The sequence below is a fragment of the Corynebacterium sp. HMSC036E10 genome, from assembly GCF_001836265.1.
Taxonomy (GTDB): domain Bacteria; phylum Actinomycetota; class Actinomycetes; order Mycobacteriales; family Mycobacteriaceae; genus Corynebacterium; species Corynebacterium coyleae.
On sequence record NZ_KV827996.1, the window covers coordinates 15,351 to 31,326 of the forward strand.

Here is a 15,976-nt window from a genome sequence, read left to right on the forward strand (position 1 = left end):
CCTGCACTTACGCATATCGAGCCCTGCATATGAACAAAACCCCGCACACCTAACGGCCAAGTTCGAGGCGCGCCCGCACCGCTCCGACGAACTCCTCGGGGTGCTCCTCCAGGTAGCGCGGCGCGTACCGGAGCAGGGGATGGCCGGCGTTGCCGAGGCGGTCGGCGCGCGTTTTCTCGTCGAGAAGTGCCTTGTGCGCAGGGCCGAAGGTGGTGTCGTCGTACTTCACGCGCCCATCGATCTCAACTCCCAACCAGCCGTTAATCAGCAGGTCAACGCGGTACCTCCACCGGGTGAGTGTGACGTTGGCGCGGACGTCGGTGATGCCGGCTTCGATGAGCAGGGCGCGCGCGTAGGCCTCGGGTGCGGATTCGGACAGGGTCGACGCGTGCCTCGCCGCCATGCGGGCGGCGGGTTTGCCTGGGAAGCGCGGCTCAGTTTCGACGAGGTGCTGAAGCTGGGCCGGTGTGAAGCCACCGCGTTGGACGAGCCAGTCTGCGGCGACGAGTGCGTGGGTGAAGCCGTCGAGGCGGGCAATGTCTAGAAAGGTTTGCAATGGTGACGTAGTGGACATGGCTTCCCCGCGGCGGATCCGGGAGGCGGGGAGTGTGCGTTGCACGTAGCGCACGCCGGCGGGCCATGTTGAGCGCCGCGGCACCGACGGCAACACCAGCGCGACCTGGTCTAGCGGCGTGTTCACGACCCACATGTCGTTGAGGTACGCGGAGGCGCGACCGGTGATCACGGCGGCGTGGACGGCAAGGCCCGCGCAGTAGGCCCGGGCCCAGTGCTGCTGGTGGACCTTCAAGGCGTCGTACGAGCGGCGCGCCAGCGCGTGTGACGTGGATAGGCGAAGTAGGTCGCTGCTGAGATATGTCTGCCCCCGGACGTCGACAAGGTTGGTTCTGATTTCGGTTTTCCATTCCCCCATGCGGGAAATCCTAGGTGGTTTGTACACTGCCTGGCGATGGAAACTTTCTTCGACGACCCCGCGATTGCGATGGCGCATCGGTCCGCTGTGCGTTCGATTGAGCGGGTGGTCAAGGAAACGGCAACGCCGACCCCGAACGCACAGCAACGCGTCATAGAACAGTTAAGGAACCCAAAAACGCTGGTCATCACGGGCGCGGGTGTGTCGACGGATTCGGGCATTCCCGACTATCGCTCCGAAACCGGCCGTTTGACCAAGGGCCGTCCGATGACGTTTCAGGAGTTCGCGCATTCGCCGCGTCAGGTGCGTCGGTATTGGGCGCGTGCGTTCGTCGGTATGCAGTTCATGCGGGCGGCGCGGCCAAACCGGACGCATTTTGCGCTTGCGGAGCTCGAGCAAGCCGGCCTGATTCGTGGCATTGTCACGCAAAACGTCGATGGACTGCACACACAGGCGGGCTCGCGAAACGTGATTGCGTTGCATGGCGATATGGAGCATGTGGTGTGCCTGGACTGCAATGTGTTGCATGAGCGATCGCTTATCGACGACCTCCTCACCGCCGCCAACCCCAACTACTTCAATTCTGTCGAGGTGGTCGGGACGATGATCAACCCGGACGGCGACGTGGAACTGCGCCAAGAGGACGTGGAGCGCTTCCGCATGATCACGTGCCCGAACTGTGGCTCGGAGCGCTTGAAGCCTAGCGTGGTCTACTTCGGCGAGAACGTGCCCAAGGCCACGCGAACACAGGCCGATCAGTGGCTGGCGGAGTCGACGGGTGTGGTTGCGATTGGCACGTCGCTTGCGGTGATGAGCGGCTACAAGTTCATTCTGGATGCGAAGAAGCAGGGCAAACCTACCGCCGTGATCAACGGCGGGCCGGGGCGTGCGGATACAAAGGTGGGCACGCTGTGGCGCACCGACGTCGCTGACGCCATGGATGCGATCCTGGACGGGCTCGACTTGTGATTCTCCTGCTCATTGTTGTTGCAGTAGCGGTTTATCGTTACGTCACTACGCCGTTGGAGACTGCGTTTTCCACCGCCTACCCAAGTGATCTCCACGTCTACGTGCTGGGCGGGCAGCAGGTGAAGGACCACCTGCCGCTCTATGCGCACGACCTGTTGCCGGGCTTGCCGTTTACGTATCCGCCGTTTGCGGGCGTGGTGTTTTCGTGGCTGCCAACCGAGGAGTGGTTCGGCGTCGCCTGGAAGTTGGCCAGTGTGGTGGTGTTGGCCGGGGTGGTGTGGGGGTCGTCGATAAGCAAGAAGCACGTGGTGCCGCTGGTGGCCTTTTTCGTGCTGTGCACGGAGCCGGTGCAGGGCACGCTGTACTTCGGGCAGGTGAACCTGCTGCTCATGGGGCTGGTGTGCCTGGATTTCCTGCCGAAGAACAGGTTGCCGGGCATCGGGACGGGCCTGGCTGCGGGGATCAAGCTCACGCCCGCGTTTTTCATCGTGTTGTTGATCTATCAGCGCAGGTGGGGCTCGGCATTCGTTGCCGCGTTCACGTTCGTGTGCACTGCGGCGAGCGGGATGAATGTGGTGGACGCGCCGAACTTTTGGACGCGCGCGATCTTCAGCACGCAACGGATTGGGGTGGACGAGAATCCGGGGGCGCAGTCCATACGCCAAGTGCTGGCCCGCGCCGGGATGGATTCGACGCTGCTGTGGCTCACGCTGTGTGCCGCCGTGACCATCCTTGCGCTTCTTGCTTGTCGACGAGCCCCCGCACCCCTCGCCGTCTCCTTCATCGGCCTGACCGCGTGCCTGGTTAGTCCGTTTTCCTGGTACCACCACTGGGTATGGATCGTGCCGCTTGGCGTGTTCGTCTTCGAGCGCTACGGTTCGGTGGCGCTCATGGTGCTGATGGCCCCGTACGCTTCGGTAGTGCTCTGGCCTGGCGCCCCGCAGTTCCTTTACATTGCCGTGCCAGTGCTCTTTATGGCGTGGTACACGCTACCCTCGGGTTATGCGCATCCGTTTATACGCCGCAGCGACCGCGGCAGCCACAGCACTCGTCCTCGCCCCCGCAGCCTCCGCCGACCCGGCCCCCGTTACCGACGTGGAACTCAACCAGCCCGCCGACCAGGTCATCGCGCTTGAGACGAAGTTCAACCTGACCAACGATGCGGAAACCGGCATCAGTGAACTGCGCAAGCTCCGCGGCGACATGTGGGACCAGAACGTGCCATACGACGGAAAAACGCTCCGCACGGTCGCTGCAGAACAGGGCCTGGATACCCGCGAGAAGTACGTCAACGCGGTGCAACTGGACACCGGCTACAACCTGATCGCACTGCAGCGTGCGGTGGAGGCGGCGAAGAAGTTCGCGCACGTCCGCCCGTTCAACGCAACGTGTACGGACAACTGCGGCCCGGAGGACACCGCCACCATCGGCGGCAAAGGAGGCTGGGGCGCGAACCTGCACAGCACGGCTAACATGAGCCGCGCCATGCAGGGGTGGGGCTATGGCGAGCTGGCGGACCTGAAGCGTCTGAACGGCAAGTGGTCCGACGACAAGAACAGCATGACCGGCCACCTGCACACGTTCCTGAACCCCACCGTGACTCGTGTCGGTTTCGCCGGTGCGGTCACCGCTGAGGGCGAGGCATCGGCTGCGGTGGTGGGATACAAGCCGACCGACGTGGAATCCATGCCGCAGGGATCCCAGAAGGTGGTTCTGCACCGTCCGGCGGATGGCAACGAAACCCCGAACACCACGCCGAAGAAGTTGGTCTTCGCGGGTGTCGGCGATAAGTCGCCGGACGACGTGCGTCGGACCGTGGGCATTGTGTTGACGGTGCTATCGATCCTGGCCGCGATTGTGAAGTTCATCGAGCCGTACCTGCGCCCGATCGCCGATAAGTTTATGGGGCGATAGCCTCGGCGACTTGGTCGAGGGCATCCATGGTGTCCTCGTAGCTGCCGTCGGCGCTGCGCGCGCCGATGGCTACCCCAACGTGTTTGATCCAGCCGAGTTGGCGGGTGTGCCAGGAGCCGTCTTCCTCCACGTCTGACCAGCCGCCTTTGAACGGAACCCCCAACTGGCCGAGCCCGTAGGCCTGGTCTTCGGTGATGTTGCGCATGTCCGCCAGGACGGGTTGGGATTGGTCGCGGGTGCTTAAGTAGTGGGCGTATTTCGCCTGGTCGGCGAACGTCCAGCTGGTGGTGCCAAACGCGCCGCGCACGTTGACGTGCGGCCCGGCTTTTTCGATTTCCTCGCCGACGAGTTTGGCGGCTTCGAGGTCGTCGCCCATGCAGTCCCATAGGGCGCGGGCGGAGTCGTTGTCGGACCATTCGATGGAGGCCTGGGTGAAGTCCGCGATGGTGGCGTGGTCGTATTCGCAGTGCCGTTCGGCGGCGCGTGCGATGGGGATTTTGATGGTGGACCAGGCCGGCAGGGTGTCCAGGGAGCCGGCTTGGGTGAGGGTGGTGCCGTCGTAAAGAGCGACGCCCACCTCGGTGTTTGTCGCCTCCTCAATCTTTGCGACGACCCCCTCAAGGCCCTCATACTGCTCCTGCGTCTGCGTCGGTACTGCCTCGGTCTGCAACGGCTCAACCGGAACTTCTGTGGAACAGCCGGCCAGCAGTAGCACGGCAACCCAGGCGACCTTGCGCATTACGCCCCCGCAACCGCCAGGGGCTCGCGAAGCACGTAATCCAACGCCACGGCGCGGGCGATGTCGCGCACCACATCCTTGTGGCTAGGGATCAGGCGCAGATCGATAGGGCCGGAGGTATGTTCGCGGACGGTGCGGGCGAAGGGGGCGGAGGCGAGGGGGTCGTCGATAAACGCACTGCCAGCAACAACCACGGTGTTGGGGCAGTGGTCGGAGCACAGCCCAGCCACGAGCGTGCCAAGGCCGCGGGCGCGGTTGTCGAGCGCGGAACGGGTTGCCTCCCCGGCGTCCTCCACCGCCTGGCGCAGGGTGCGGATCGTGGGCACATCGATGGCGTCCAGCAGGCCCTGGGTGGTCAGCTCGCCCTGCTCGACCTCGATGGGGTTGACCCCTTCGGGGCTGGAGATGGCGCAGGCGAGGGAGTCGTCGGCAAACAGCGCCATCACCGACGGGGTGTCCAGGTCCGCGGTGGATTGCATCTCAGAGCCGACAATCGCGCTGGAAATCGAGGTGACCTGCACCGGCACGGAGAACTGCTCGCGCATCTGATCGCCGATGTTCACCCCGTCCCAGCCGAGGTTGGGGGCGTAGACGTCGCCGCTGCCGCGCACCGTGCCGGATGTGGTCACGCCCACGGTGGCGAGCGGGCGGCCGACGCTGGTGGTCAGTTTGTTCAGGCCGGCCATGATGTGCTGGATGAAGTCGTCCTCGCTCATACGCGAGACCGGCAGGTCCACGTCCACGCTGCGCAGGGTGCGGCCCTTGAGGTCGAACAGGGCGATGTAGGTGGAGTCGGTGCCCACGGACACACCCGCGTGCGTTTCGGTGGTTTCGGCGAGTTCGAGGGGGATGGTGGGCCGTCCGCGGCCTTGGGATTGGGTGAGGTCGTTGCGTTCGGTGACGTATCCGGCGTCGACAAGCGCCGCGATTGCGCGGGTGACAGTGGGCTGAGACAGGCCGGTCGCGCGGACGAGCTCGCTGCGGGAGGTGAGTTCCTGCAGGCGAATGAGGTGCAGGCATTTCGCCGCGGGAGTACGAGGACGAGAAAACGAAGCCCAAGCCATAATGAATATATTTACTGGATGGTGCGACGAATTGTCCATTTGGCCAGCTCCTATACAATCGCCCAGCATGAGCCAACCCATGCGCGAGCCGTCGCTTCTCGACGCCACCTGCGAGGATTTCGTTTACGACCTCGCAGCCATCTCTCCCACGCTGGCAACCCAAATTGGCATCGATGGCCACGACGGCGAATTGCAGGACTTTTCTCCCGAGTACTGGGACCGGGTCGCAGACCGCATGCGCGACCTCATCGCCGACGTTGACGCGTTGAACGACTCCACCGATGACTCCGACGACGAAGACGACTTCGACGACGTAGACAACCTCACAGCCGCCATCCTGCGCGACCGCCTGTGCATGAAGCTCGAGCTTCACCACCGCGGCGAGCTCCTGCGCCAGCTCAACAACATTGCCTCACCGATTCAGGAGATCCGCGACTCGTTCGCGCTGATGCCGCGCGTGACGGAGCAGGACTTCGACGCCATCGCCGCCCGCATGTCGCGCATCCCGGCAGCGCTCGCCGGCTACCGCGAATCCCTGGCAGAGGCTGCCTCTGCCGGCGATGTGGCATCCCACCGCCAGATCGACGCCGTGATCAACCAGTGCGAGGCGCTGGGCGAAAGCGACTCCCAACTCGACGAACTGGGCCTCCCGCCGGAGTCCAAGATCGTCGAAGAGGCGAAGGCCGCGTTCACACAGATGGCCGACTGGCTCTCCACCGAACTCGGACCCAAGTCCCCCCACGACGACGCCGTGGGCCGCGAGCGCTACGAACTGTTCGCCGAACTTTTCCACGGCCGCAACGTGGACCTCGACGAGGGTTACGCCTGGGCGCAGGAGGAACTGAAGCGCACCGTCGATAAGCAGAAGCAGATCGCGCGCAAGCTTTACGACGACGACTCCGTCGCCGCCGCATACCGCCACCTGAACCAGGACGAGCGCTACACCATCCACGGCACCGACAACCTCCTCGCCTGGATGAACAGCGTCAACGAAGACGTGGCCAAGGTGTTCCCGATCCCCGAGGGCATGCCCCCGGTGGAGTGCGCCATCGACCGCGCCGGCTCCGGCGGTATCTTCTACACCCCGCCAAGCGACGACATGATCCGCCCCGGCACCATGTGGTGGTCCGTCCCAGAAGGCCAGGAGACGTTCCACACCTGGCAGGAGTTGACCACCGTGTTCCACGAGGGCATCCCGGGCCACCACCTGCAGCACGCCTACGCCCTGCTCAACCGCGGTGAACTGAACATTTGGCGACGCTCCGTCTGCTGGAACTCCGCCCACGGCGAAGGTTGGGCGCTCTACGCCGAGCACCTCATGGATGGCTACCGCGAAGACCTCGGCTACCGCATGGGCCTACTCGACTCCATGCGTCTGCGCCTCGCGCGCGTGATGGTGGACATCGGCGTACACCTGAAGAAGACCACCCCGGAAGGCACCGGCGTGTGGGACGCCCAGTACGCCAAGGCCTTCCTGCGCGACAACACCGCCATGGCGGAAGCCAACCTGGCCTTCGAGCTGGACCGTTACATGGGCTGGCCGGGCCAAGCCCCGTCGTATGCCCTGGGTTTCAAGGACTGGATCGACCTGCGCGACCAGGCCCTCAGCCGCGGCATGACCCAGGACGAGTTCCACACGAAGGCGCTGAGCCTGGGCTCAATGCCGATGGATATCCTGGCCCACGCGATCCTGCACTAGTCGTCTCGCTCGATTCGTTTCAGGATTCGGGGGACGAACCCGGCGAAGATCAACACGCAGATCAGCCGGATGAGCTGCAGTGCCACCACGGCGGGTCCGGCTCCACCCTCGGCGGACAGTGCCAGCGCGGTCTCGAGCGCGCCGGGTGTGGTGGCGAGGTAGCCCTCGTAGAGGGTCAGACCCAGCCACTTGGCTACGACCCACCCGATGCCCGCACAGAACACCATGAGGCCGACGATGTAGGCCATCGTCGCCGGCAGCAGTTTGGAAAACGCCTTCAACGCCGGCACGGACAGGCCGCCGCCGCACATCCAGCCAAGCGCCAGGAATGCCGTAATGCTCAGTGGTTCCGGGGGAACAATGGTGAAGTCCGCGAACGACCCAACCAGTACCGTGACCAGCATCGGCCCGAAAATGGACGGGTTGGGCAGCCGCACCAATTTGCCGAGTGGAATCCCCACCACAATCAGTGCTGGGACCAGCAGCCACATCCACCAGTAGGGTTTGAGGTGCATGACTTCGCCGGCGGCTGGTGCGTCCAAAAATGACACCACCACCGGCAGTGTTATCGACACCGTCAGCAACCGCAGGTACTGGCTCAGGCTGACGTAGCGCATGTCCGCCCCTAGGTCTCGCGCGAGCGCCGGCATCAGCGACGCCCCACCAGGCAGCAGCGACAGCACACCCGTCTTCCTGGAAACGCCATGGTTCGCCAACACCAAACCACCGAAGAACGCCACTGCAATCACCAACACCGCCGCGATGAGGCCAGGGACCAAGAACGGCAGCAAATCACCTGGTGGAATACCTACCAGCGGCAGCGCCGCCACCACGCCGATCACACCGCGGGCGAGGGTGAACAGGTGCTCGTTGATCCGCAGGTCACGCTCAGTGACAATCGCGACCGTTCCAGCACCAACGATCCCGGCGAGAATCCATGCGGCCGGCACGTGCAGGTAGGTGAACACGAGACCGCACAGCACCGACAGCGGAGCAGCGACGATCCAACGGTTCATGTGGTGCATAGTAGTCGTATGCTCGCCTTCCTTATCGCAGCCTCAGCGTTCGCCGGTTGGATCGATGCGGTGATCGGCGGCGGCGGCCTCGTGCTCATCCCGATACTCATGGCGACGACCGGCATGCCCGCCGCATCCGTGCTCGCCACCAACAAGGTTGCGGCGATCAGCGGCACCGCCTCGGCCGCAGTTTCGCTCGTTCGCCGCGTCGGGGTGCCCAAGTTCACGTGGATTTATGCCCTCATCGCAGGCATCGCCGCCGCGCTTGGAGCAACTGCAGTTTCGCTTATCGACGACTCCATCGCCAACCCGATCATCATCACCCTCCTAATCGCCGTCGGCATCTTCGTGGTGGTCAAACCGACGTTTGGGACGACCGGGGAGAGAAGGGTGTCGTCGATAAGAATTGCGCTGGGATTCGCAGCAGCGGCGCTGATCGGCGCCTACGACGGCATCTTCGGCCCGGGCACCGGCATGTTTTTGATCATGGCGTTCACCGCCATTTTCACGCAGCAGTTTCTCCAGTCGGCGGCGATGGCCAAAGTGGTCAACACCGCCACGAACCTCGGCGCGCTGATTGTCTTTGGCGTGGGTGGCTACATCGATTGGAAACTGGCGCTGATCTTGGCGGTGGCCAACGTGATCGGCGCGCAGATCGGCACGAGAACGGTGCTCAAGGGCGGCTCCAAACTGGTGCGCGTCGCCCTGCTCATCCTCGTGGTGGTGCTGTGCGTGAAACTACTCAAGGACCAGGGAGCCATTGGCTAGGCCATAAATGGCCGCAACCGCGCCGACCAGCACCAACGCCACAACGAACCACTCAAAGGTGTTGAAGGAACGCTCGTTGTTGGCGCGCCGGGTAGCCACGTACGGCACCATGCCCGGCACCACCGCCAGCGCGCCCAACAGCACGTATACCGGGTCCGCCGCGTAAATCAGCCATAGCGAGTACACCGAACCGATCAACCCCACCACCAAGTGAACGTGGTTATCGCGCGCGATAAGCACCAGGTAGATGGAGGAGAAGATGTAGGGCAGCAGGTACATGATCGTGGCCAACTGCACCATGCCGTTGTACGACGCCGCCGAGACGAAGAACACGACCACGAACAGCTGGATCACGATGGTGGACAGAACCTGGGCGTTCTTGGTCGTCGCCAATCGCTTGGGCAACAACCCATCGCGGGCCATCATCACAATCGGCTCGGCGCACAGCATCTGCCACGACACGTACGCACCCAGCACCGACAAGCACAGACCGATAGAGACCAGCGCGCCACCCCACGGGCCGACAACTGCCTCAAGCACGGCGCCCATCGAGTTGTCCGGCAGCGCCGCCAACTCTTCCTGGCTGAGCACACCGTAGGACAGGGTGGACACCGCCACGAGCAGGGCCAACACCGACAGGAAGCCGATGATGGTCGCACGGCCCACATCGCTGCGGCGGCGAGCCTGCTTGGAGTACACCGACGCGCCCTCGATACCGATGAACACCCACACCGTGTACAGCATGATGCCCTTCAACTGAGCGCTAAACGGTGCGCTGTTGGCGTTGCCCCAGAAGTCGGTGGTGAAGCGGTCCCACGAGAACCCCAGGAACGCCACCAACACAATGAACGCCAGGATGGGTACGAGTTTTGCCACGGTGGTGACCACGTTCATCACCGCCGCCTGCTTCAGGCCGCGCGTCAGCCCCCACAGGATCAGCCAGCTCATTGCGGACACCGCGATTGCCAACACCCAGCGGTTCTGCAGCACCGGCACATAGTGGCTCAGTGTGCCGAAGAACAAGGTGGCATACCCAACCTGGGCCATCACCGAGCCGAGCCAGTAGCCCCAACCTGCGGTAAATCCGATGAAGTCACCCAAGCCGGCGCGCACGTAGGCGTACACGCCGGAGTCCAGGTGGGGTTTCCTCACCGCCAGGATCTGGAACACGAAAGCAATGGACAACATGCCGACGCCGGCAATTGCCCAACCAACAAGCATCGCTCCGGGGCTCGCGACCGAGCCGATGTTTTGGGGGAGCGCGAAAATGCCGGAACCAATGGTCGATCCGATGATGAGGGAGACCAGCGTCCAGACCGAAACGGTGCGCTTTGTCATGGCGACTAACACTACCCCAGGGGTTGTCTACTACAATCATCAATCGATACAGAACGTTTAAAGCATAAACAACTGAGGGAGGCGGCAAATGCGCAAGAAAATTGCGGCAATGACATGTGCCATTGCACTGTCGTTGGCAACCGTTTCCCCAGCATATGCCGATGACGGATACAAACAAACAGCAGTCGTGCCGGGCCTGACCGCCACCATCGAGGCACCCCTGCCCATCGGCGAAGCCTGGTACGAAGCCGAGGACCTACCGCGTTGGGCAACCTTGAACCCCGACGGTTCCATCCACCTCACGCCGGGGGAGGGGGTTACCCCCGGCGTGTACGAGTGGCCCGTCCGCGCAGTGCTTGCCGACGAGACCGAGCGAGTCTTCCCCGTCCGCGTCACCATCAGCAAGGACGCTTCGACCGACCTCAACCAGGAAGGCGCGATCCTCGACGCACTCGTCGAATACGCCCCCGAGGTCTCCCCGAAGTGCTCCGCCACCGCCATCGGCGTCGGCCTGCCACTGCTCGTGCTACTGCCGCTTGGGTTCGCCTCCCAGATGAGCCTGCCGCTGGCCGCGCGTCAGAACGACCTCAACCTGGTCGTCGAGAACGCCCTGAGCGTCGATCTGAAACTTCGGGACCTCAACTCCCGCGACGTTGACCTCGGCATCGCCGCCATCCTCGCCGTCGCAGGCCTCGCTGGCGCAGGCGCGATTATTTCCCAGTGTGTGAAGTAGGGTCCTCCGGCCACGCGTGCTTGGGGTAGCGGCCCCGCATCTCCTTGCGCACCTGCTGGTACGGCCCCGCCCAAAAACTGTCCAGGTCATCCGTCACCGCAAGCGGCCTACCCGCAGGCGACAGCAGGTGGTACAGCACCTTCACGCCCGCGACTGTTTGGCCGTGTTTGCCAAACATGTGCTGCAGTTTCACCCGCTTCACCGGCCTGCCAGACGCATACTCAAACTCCTTCGGCGCCACCTGGTCCAACTCCGCGACCTGCTTCCAATCCAGTTGCCGCAACATCGCCGTCCGCATATCGCAATTGCCTATCGACGACCCCCTCGCCACCTCGGAAACCTCAACCGAATAGTCCCCTTCGCTCACATCCGGCCACCCAAGGGTGGCGTGCAGGAAGTCCAGCCGTTCCTTCAGGTGCTGCTCCTTGTCGGTGAGCGGGAAGTCCTCAAACCGCAGGTGGGTGAGCGCTTCCGCCGCCTCGTCGGGAGTCAGTTTGATCGGGGTGGAGGAGAGCTCAATCGCACCGACGGAGGTGACGAGCCGGCCGCGTACCTTGTCGTCGACAAGCATTGCTTTCTTGGTTTCGGTCACCCTGTCCTGCGGAAACGCGATCGGTTCGGCATCTCGGATGATCACCTGTGTCGGTGTGCGCTGGATCTCCGCCGCCGCGATCCACTCACTATGCGAGTTGAACTTCGCGCGCGTCCCCGACGCCAACAGGTACTCGCCCTCGCCGACCTTCTTCGCAATCCATTGCGGAAACGCCGCCGCAATCACCTCGCCGGGGTCCGCCGGGCCTTTGTCGTCGACAAGCCTGCGCAGCCGCTTCGCATCCACCTCACCAGCAAGCCGCGCGATCGTGCCCGCCGCCTGCGAACCGAACGTCAACAGTGCCGCGCCCAGCCGCGGATCCAGCGGGAAACTGGCCAACCTTTTGCCAAAATCGGTGATTTTTCCGTTGCTTAGCGCCCCAATCGCCTCCAGATTCTGCTCCGCCTCCGTGAGGTCCTTCGGCTGATCCAACAGTGGCAGGTCCGGCGACGCCCACGCCTTCATAGTCAGCAGCGCACCCGTCAGATCCGCGGTGAGGATCTCGGGTGTGATGTCCGCCTGGAAGTTGGCGTAATCGTCGCGCGAAAACACCCGCACAACCTCGCCCGGACCGAGCCTGGCCGCACGGCCAGCACGCTGATCCGCACTCGTCTTCGCCTCCGACACCGTGACCAGGCCCGTCATGCCCCTGTTATCTCTCTTGGGCACCCTGGACAGGCCTGCGTCCACCACCTTGCGCACGCCCGGCACAGTTATCGACGACTCCGCCACCGACGTCGCCACAACCACCCTCGCTGGCCCGTTCAGCGCCTCATCCTGCTCCTTGCTGCTCTGCCTCCCGTGCAGCGGAACCGCATCGTCCAAGAACCCGCAGACCAAATCCACCTCGCGCACACCCGGCACAAATACCAAGGTCCGCTCCGTGCCGTGCGTCTGTTGCGCCACGTGTTTGTAGAACTCGCGCGTTCCCCGGATCCTGTCCGGGTGGGGCGCATACGTGATGTCCAGTGGGTGCGTCACCGCCTCCGTGGACAGGACCTGCGCGCCCATATGGTCGGCAAACTTCTGTGCGTCCAGGGTGGCGGACATGGCGGTGAGGTAGAGGTCGTCGCGAAGCAGCGCGACCTCCATACACATCGCCAACACCAAATCCGTGTCCAGTTGGCGCTCGTGCACCTCGTCGATCACCACCGCACCGACCCCCTCCAAGCCGGGGTCCTTGAGCAGGCGATTCAACAACACCCCGGGGGTTACGAACTCCACCTCGGAGCCATCCTTGTGCTCTCCGCGGATGGAGTAGCCGACTTTGGTGCCGAGAGGCGTGCCGTCGAGAAACGCAAGCCTCCTCGCCGCCGACCGCACCGCCACCCTCCTTGGCGCCGTGACCAGCGTCTTTCCTGCAATGTTTGCGATCGCCGGCGGGATCAACGTCGTCTTGCCCGTACCCGGTGGCGCTTCCACCACAAGGGGACCGCGATGGGGGATCTTGTCCACGACTTGCGACACCGGAAGGTCGCGGCCGATTTTCGCCAGGTCGAACATGGCAATCCAGGGTAGCGTGTGGGGCATGAGACGCCTCTTCGCAGCGATCGTCCCACCCGACGAAGTCCGCGAACACCTCATCACCGCCCTGCGCCCCATCCGGGACTTCTCCGGCACTGAACTGCGCTGGTCTGACCCGGACAATTGGCACATCACGCTGGCGTTTTACGGCAACCAACCCAACGACGCCGACCTGGTCACCGATCACCTTTCCCAAGCGACTGCCTTCACTCGGCCCCTCCGCTTGCATCTTCGCGGCGCCGGCTGCTTCGAACGCCGCACCATGTGGATCGGCGTCGGCGGCGACAAAGCACCTCTGAAAGACCTCATGGCGGACTGCCAACTCGACCCAGATGCCCACCGCCGCCAACGTGCGCATCTCACCGTCGCCCGCACCGGCACGCGAACTCGGGACCCATTGCTTCTCGACGACCACGCCCACGCCCTCGCCATCTACACCGGCCCCGAATTCGCCGTCGACGAAGTGCTCCTGCTCGAGTCCCACCTGGGCAAGGGGAGAAGTGGCGGCCCGAAATACGACGTGGTGGACAGGTTCTACCTGCGGTGATCTACGTGGCCAGCCCAAAGTTGTCCCCATCGATATCAAGCACCAGGTTTTTAAGGTCATCAAATCTGAATCTGTGAGCGAAGTAAGGCAGATCAATCTTTGGTTGTTCGTGGAACGGGTTTTCCTCTGGGTAGTAGTCTTCCGGGTCCGGGAACGGCGGTTCCTCGTCGTCCGGTTCTGGAGGGAGTGGCTCTTCCCACGGCATTTCGGGTGCGAATGGGAATTCCATGTTGTATTCCTGCTCGAGTTCTTCGATCGCGGTGGTGGCTGCTTCTTCGTCGAGGGTGTCGTCGAAAATGTCCAGGATTCGGTGGCCTTTGGCGTAGAACTCGGCGGCCCGGGCACGGTTTTTACGTACGTTGGCCAGGCTGGACTTCCACCGCGGGTTCGTCGGAGTGACTTGCTCGTGGAGGAGGCCTTCCGGCGTGCAGATTTCGTATGTTCCGTCCTCGAAAAGCCAGACGATATCACCGGTGACCGGATCGGGAATGTAGAACCCGCGACGATCCGTTTTCAGATTGTGGTGGTGCTGGCATAGTGCAAACAGGTTCTCCACTGCGGTTTCGCCACCTTCGCCGTAAGGGATGCGGTGGTCGAGCTGGCACTGCTGAGCGGCGCGGTTACAGCCAGGGTAAATGCAGGTGCCGTCACGGGCGATGACAGCGTGACGCATCGCCTCGTTCGGGGCGTAGCCACCTAGTTTCTGTACGGCTGCTGCGTCGAGGTCGCGTTCGACGTGGTCGGTGGACGCCAACCAGTCTTCGAAGGCTGCGGTGGTTTCAGCATCGGTCCAACCCAAACCTGGCAGAAAAACCGGGTCGCCTTCCTCGTGGTCTTTCGGGCTGTACACGTTGAGCACCGGTGTGACGGATGTGCCGGCGATTTCACCACACAGCAACTTCAAAGCGGCTTCGGGCATGCTGATGCCATGTTCGCGGGCGACAGCCTTCACACTTGCGCCGACGCGACCTGCGGCGATTGGGTTGGTGAATATCTCTATCGACGCGCGGTCCTCTCCACCGAATGAGAAGCAGTCGATCCGGAACGTGTCGCTAGTGTCCTTTTCGCGTTCATCGCGCTTCTTTGCGTTGTACCCGCGCGACTTGTCCAGGCGTTTAATTGCAGCGCGGATGCGGTCGGTGACCGTCTTGCGTTGCGGAACCTGCTGGTTGTTGCGCTTGGGGGTGAAGGTGTCAACCAGGATCTCGTCGATAAGCGCGAGTGCTTCCTCGTCTGGATCTGGGCCGAGCTCCTCGATCGCGGTATATGTAGCGGTCAGGTGGCCGATGTCCATCACCCGTGTGTTGCTCTGTAGCGCGCGAAGCCGTGGAAGTTCTTGTAGGACTGCATGTCCGAGGATCGCGTTCTTTACAAACCCCTTGTTCCAACTGGTGGCCGATTGCACCTTCTCAACAGTGAGGTCGAAATCATCCACCTCGAGGCCCGGATATGCGTACTCGCCGAACATTGTCCAGTAAATATCGCGAATCATTTGAGCGTTTCGGCTGTCTGGATCATCTGGTCGCTGACTGCGGAAAATTTTCGGTGGTGCGGTTGCCGTTGTCATGGTCCCCCCTTTCGTCTATGGTGCTATAGTATCGAACAAACAAGCGATACGCAAGGGGGTATAACGGAACAATGAAGAATAAAGAGTTCAGGTGTTCGAACATCCTGGGTGGCTATTTTGAAGATCATATAAAACGGCCACGACACGGTATGTTGGGCAGATGCTTTTCGACGCCACCGTGATCCCACGCGAACCCAACCGCGTCATGTCTGGGGTGGTGCATTTACCTGCGTTTTTCACCTCTGATGAGCGGCGGGAAATTATCGAACAAGCGAGCGAATTAGTGAGGTCGGTTGCCGGCACGCCGGTGGCGATGCGCCAACCACGGGTAGGCAAAGGGAAGATGGATGCGTGGATGCTGTCGTTCGGCTGGTTCTGGGCGAATTCTTTAACCACTGATCTATTTCCCACCACTCCCTGGGGCGCCAACGGCGACAGCGTCAAGTTGTTTTTGAGCCGAAAAGATTAAGGCGCTCCAAAAAGGAGTGCAACCTTTGGAACCACTGTGGATACTAAAGTTCCAGAAGTGATCTGAACTATTGCCCTTTCTGCAGGTAGGCGGTTAGTTTCAAAAG

Annotated in this window: 14 protein-coding genes; 7 read left to right on the plus strand and 7 right to left on the minus strand. The window is 62.7% G+C overall.

Annotated elements, in window-relative coordinates; all coding sequences use genetic code 11:
* Positions 1–49 precede the first annotated feature (49 nt).
* On the minus strand, positions 50–931 hold the full coding sequence (locus HMPREF2736_RS10720; RefSeq protein WP_070829724.1) for a hypothetical protein: 882 nt from the start codon (positions 929–931) through the stop codon (positions 50–52).
* Positions 932–967: 36 nt separating this feature from the next.
* Here HMPREF2736_RS10720 and HMPREF2736_RS10725 point away from each other — a divergent pair, with 36 nt between their 5' ends.
* The gene (locus HMPREF2736_RS10725; RefSeq protein ID WP_070484936.1) at positions 968–1,900 is read left to right on the plus strand and encodes a Sir2 family NAD-dependent protein deacetylase; all 933 of its coding nucleotides are present in this window, start codon (positions 968–970) and stop codon (positions 1,898–1,900) included.
* Entirely contained in the window at positions 1,897–3,036 is a 1,140-nt protein-coding gene (locus tag HMPREF2736_RS10730; protein WP_070829726.1) for a glycosyltransferase 87 family protein, read from the plus strand. The genes HMPREF2736_RS10725 and HMPREF2736_RS10730 overlap by 4 nt, the downstream gene beginning before the upstream one ends.
* Positions 3,037–3,800: 764 nt before the next feature.
* Here the strand turns inward: HMPREF2736_RS10730 and HMPREF2736_RS10740 are convergent.
* Positions 3,801–4,553, minus strand: coding sequence for a hypothetical protein (locus tag HMPREF2736_RS10740; RefSeq protein ID WP_083308797.1), 753 nt, complete (start codon positions 4,551–4,553; stop codon positions 3,801–3,803).
* Positions 4,553–5,617 carry an ROK family transcriptional regulator gene (locus tag HMPREF2736_RS10745; RefSeq protein WP_070421975.1) on the minus strand — a complete coding sequence of 355 codons (1,065 nt, stop codon included), beginning with the start codon at positions 5,615–5,617 and terminating at the stop codon, positions 4,553–4,555. The genes HMPREF2736_RS10740 and HMPREF2736_RS10745 overlap by 1 nt, the downstream gene beginning before the upstream one ends.
* Positions 5,618–5,684: 67 nt before the next feature.
* Here HMPREF2736_RS10745 and HMPREF2736_RS10750 point away from each other — a divergent pair, with 67 nt between their 5' ends.
* Positions 5,685–7,316, plus strand: coding sequence for a DUF885 domain-containing protein (locus HMPREF2736_RS10750; RefSeq protein WP_246822147.1), 1,632 nt, complete (start codon positions 5,685–5,687; stop codon positions 7,314–7,316).
* Here HMPREF2736_RS10750 and HMPREF2736_RS10755 read toward each other — a convergent pair.
* Positions 7,313–8,332: an AbrB family transcriptional regulator gene (locus HMPREF2736_RS10755; RefSeq protein ID WP_141761646.1), complete on the minus strand. Its 1,020-nt coding sequence runs from the start codon at positions 8,330–8,332 to the stop codon at positions 7,313–7,315. The genes HMPREF2736_RS10750 and HMPREF2736_RS10755 overlap by 4 nt on opposite strands.
* A gap of 18 nt (positions 8,333–8,350) precedes the next feature.
* Here HMPREF2736_RS10755 and HMPREF2736_RS10760 point away from each other — a divergent pair, with 18 nt between their 5' ends.
* Positions 8,351–9,100, plus strand: a complete 750-nt coding sequence (locus tag HMPREF2736_RS10760; RefSeq protein WP_070829732.1) for a TSUP family transporter — start codon at positions 8,351–8,353, stop codon at positions 9,098–9,100.
* On the opposite strand, the gene HMPREF2736_RS10765 is transcribed toward HMPREF2736_RS10760, so the two are convergent.
* Entirely contained in the window at positions 9,071–10,438 is a 1,368-nt protein-coding gene (locus tag HMPREF2736_RS10765) for a basic amino acid/polyamine antiporter (RefSeq protein WP_070829734.1), read from the minus strand. The two genes, HMPREF2736_RS10760 and HMPREF2736_RS10765, sit on opposite strands and share 30 nt — an antisense overlap.
* 88 nt (positions 10,439–10,526) lie before the next feature.
* Between HMPREF2736_RS10765 and HMPREF2736_RS10770 the strand changes: the two genes are divergently transcribed.
* Positions 10,527–11,171 carry a Rib/alpha-like domain-containing protein gene (locus HMPREF2736_RS10770; RefSeq protein WP_070829735.1) on the plus strand — a complete coding sequence of 215 codons (645 nt, stop codon included), beginning with the start codon at positions 10,527–10,529 and terminating at the stop codon, positions 11,169–11,171.
* Here the strand turns inward: HMPREF2736_RS10770 and HMPREF2736_RS10775 are convergent.
* A complete protein-coding gene (locus HMPREF2736_RS10775; RefSeq protein WP_070829789.1) occupies positions 11,149–13,266 on the minus strand; it encodes an ATP-dependent RNA helicase in 2,118 nt (705 codons plus the stop codon). The genes HMPREF2736_RS10770 and HMPREF2736_RS10775 overlap by 23 nt on opposite strands.
* Before the next feature lie 25 nt (positions 13,267–13,291).
* Between HMPREF2736_RS10775 and thpR the strand changes: the two genes are divergently transcribed.
* Complete coding sequence (gene thpR, locus HMPREF2736_RS10780) at positions 13,292–13,834, plus strand: RNA 2',3'-cyclic phosphodiesterase (RefSeq protein ID WP_070829738.1); 543 nt, start codon at positions 13,292–13,294, stop codon at positions 13,832–13,834.
* A 1-nt stretch (position 13,835) separates the two neighbouring features.
* Here thpR and HMPREF2736_RS10785 read toward each other — a convergent pair whose 3' ends face one another.
* The gene (locus HMPREF2736_RS10785; RefSeq protein WP_141761647.1) at positions 13,836–15,401 is read right to left on the minus strand and encodes an HNH endonuclease signature motif containing protein; all 1,566 of its coding nucleotides are present in this window, start codon (positions 15,399–15,401) and stop codon (positions 13,836–13,838) included.
* A gap of 160 nt (positions 15,402–15,561) precedes the next feature.
* Here HMPREF2736_RS10785 and HMPREF2736_RS10790 point away from each other — a divergent pair, with 160 nt between their 5' ends.
* Complete coding sequence (locus HMPREF2736_RS10790) at positions 15,562–15,870, plus strand: hypothetical protein (RefSeq protein WP_070829742.1); 309 nt, start codon at positions 15,562–15,564, stop codon at positions 15,868–15,870.
* Positions 15,871–15,976 lie beyond the last annotated feature (106 nt).

Coding starts and splice junctions, on each gene's coding strand:
- HMPREF2736_RS10790 (WP_070829742.1), top strand. CDS start 15,562: ATGCTTTTCGACGCCACCGTGATCCCACGCGAACCCAACCGCGTCATG.
- HMPREF2736_RS10745 (WP_070421975.1), bottom strand. CDS start 5,617: ATGGCTTGGGCTTCGTTTTCTCGTCCTCGTACTCCCGCGGCGAAATGC.
- HMPREF2736_RS10770 (WP_070829735.1), top strand. CDS start 10,527: ATGCGCAAGAAAATTGCGGCAATGACATGTGCCATTGCACTGTCGTTG.
- HMPREF2736_RS10765 (WP_070829734.1), bottom strand. CDS start 10,438: ATGACAAAGCGCACCGTTTCGGTCTGGACGCTGGTCTCCCTCATCATC.
- HMPREF2736_RS10775 (WP_070829789.1), bottom strand. CDS start 13,266: ATGTTCGACCTGGCGAAAATCGGCCGCGACCTTCCGGTGTCGCAAGTC.
- HMPREF2736_RS10755 (WP_141761646.1), bottom strand. CDS start 8,332: ATGAACCGTTGGATCGTCGCTGCTCCGCTGTCGGTGCTGTGCGGTCTC.
- HMPREF2736_RS10725 (WP_070484936.1), top strand. CDS start 968: ATGGAAACTTTCTTCGACGACCCCGCGATTGCGATGGCGCATCGGTCC.
- thpR (WP_070829738.1), top strand. CDS start 13,292: ATGAGACGCCTCTTCGCAGCGATCGTCCCACCCGACGAAGTCCGCGAA.
- HMPREF2736_RS10720 (WP_070829724.1), bottom strand. CDS start 931: ATGGGGGAATGGAAAACCGAAATCAGAACCAACCTTGTCGACGTCCGG.
- HMPREF2736_RS10740 (WP_083308797.1), bottom strand. CDS start 4,553: ATGCGCAAGGTCGCCTGGGTTGCCGTGCTACTGCTGGCCGGCTGTTCC.
- HMPREF2736_RS10760 (WP_070829732.1), top strand. CDS start 8,351: ATGCTCGCCTTCCTTATCGCAGCCTCAGCGTTCGCCGGTTGGATCGAT.
- HMPREF2736_RS10750 (WP_246822147.1), top strand. CDS start 5,685: ATGAGCCAACCCATGCGCGAGCCGTCGCTTCTCGACGCCACCTGCGAG.
- HMPREF2736_RS10785 (WP_141761647.1), bottom strand. CDS start 15,401: ATGACAACGGCAACCGCACCACCGAAAATTTTCCGCAGTCAGCGACCA.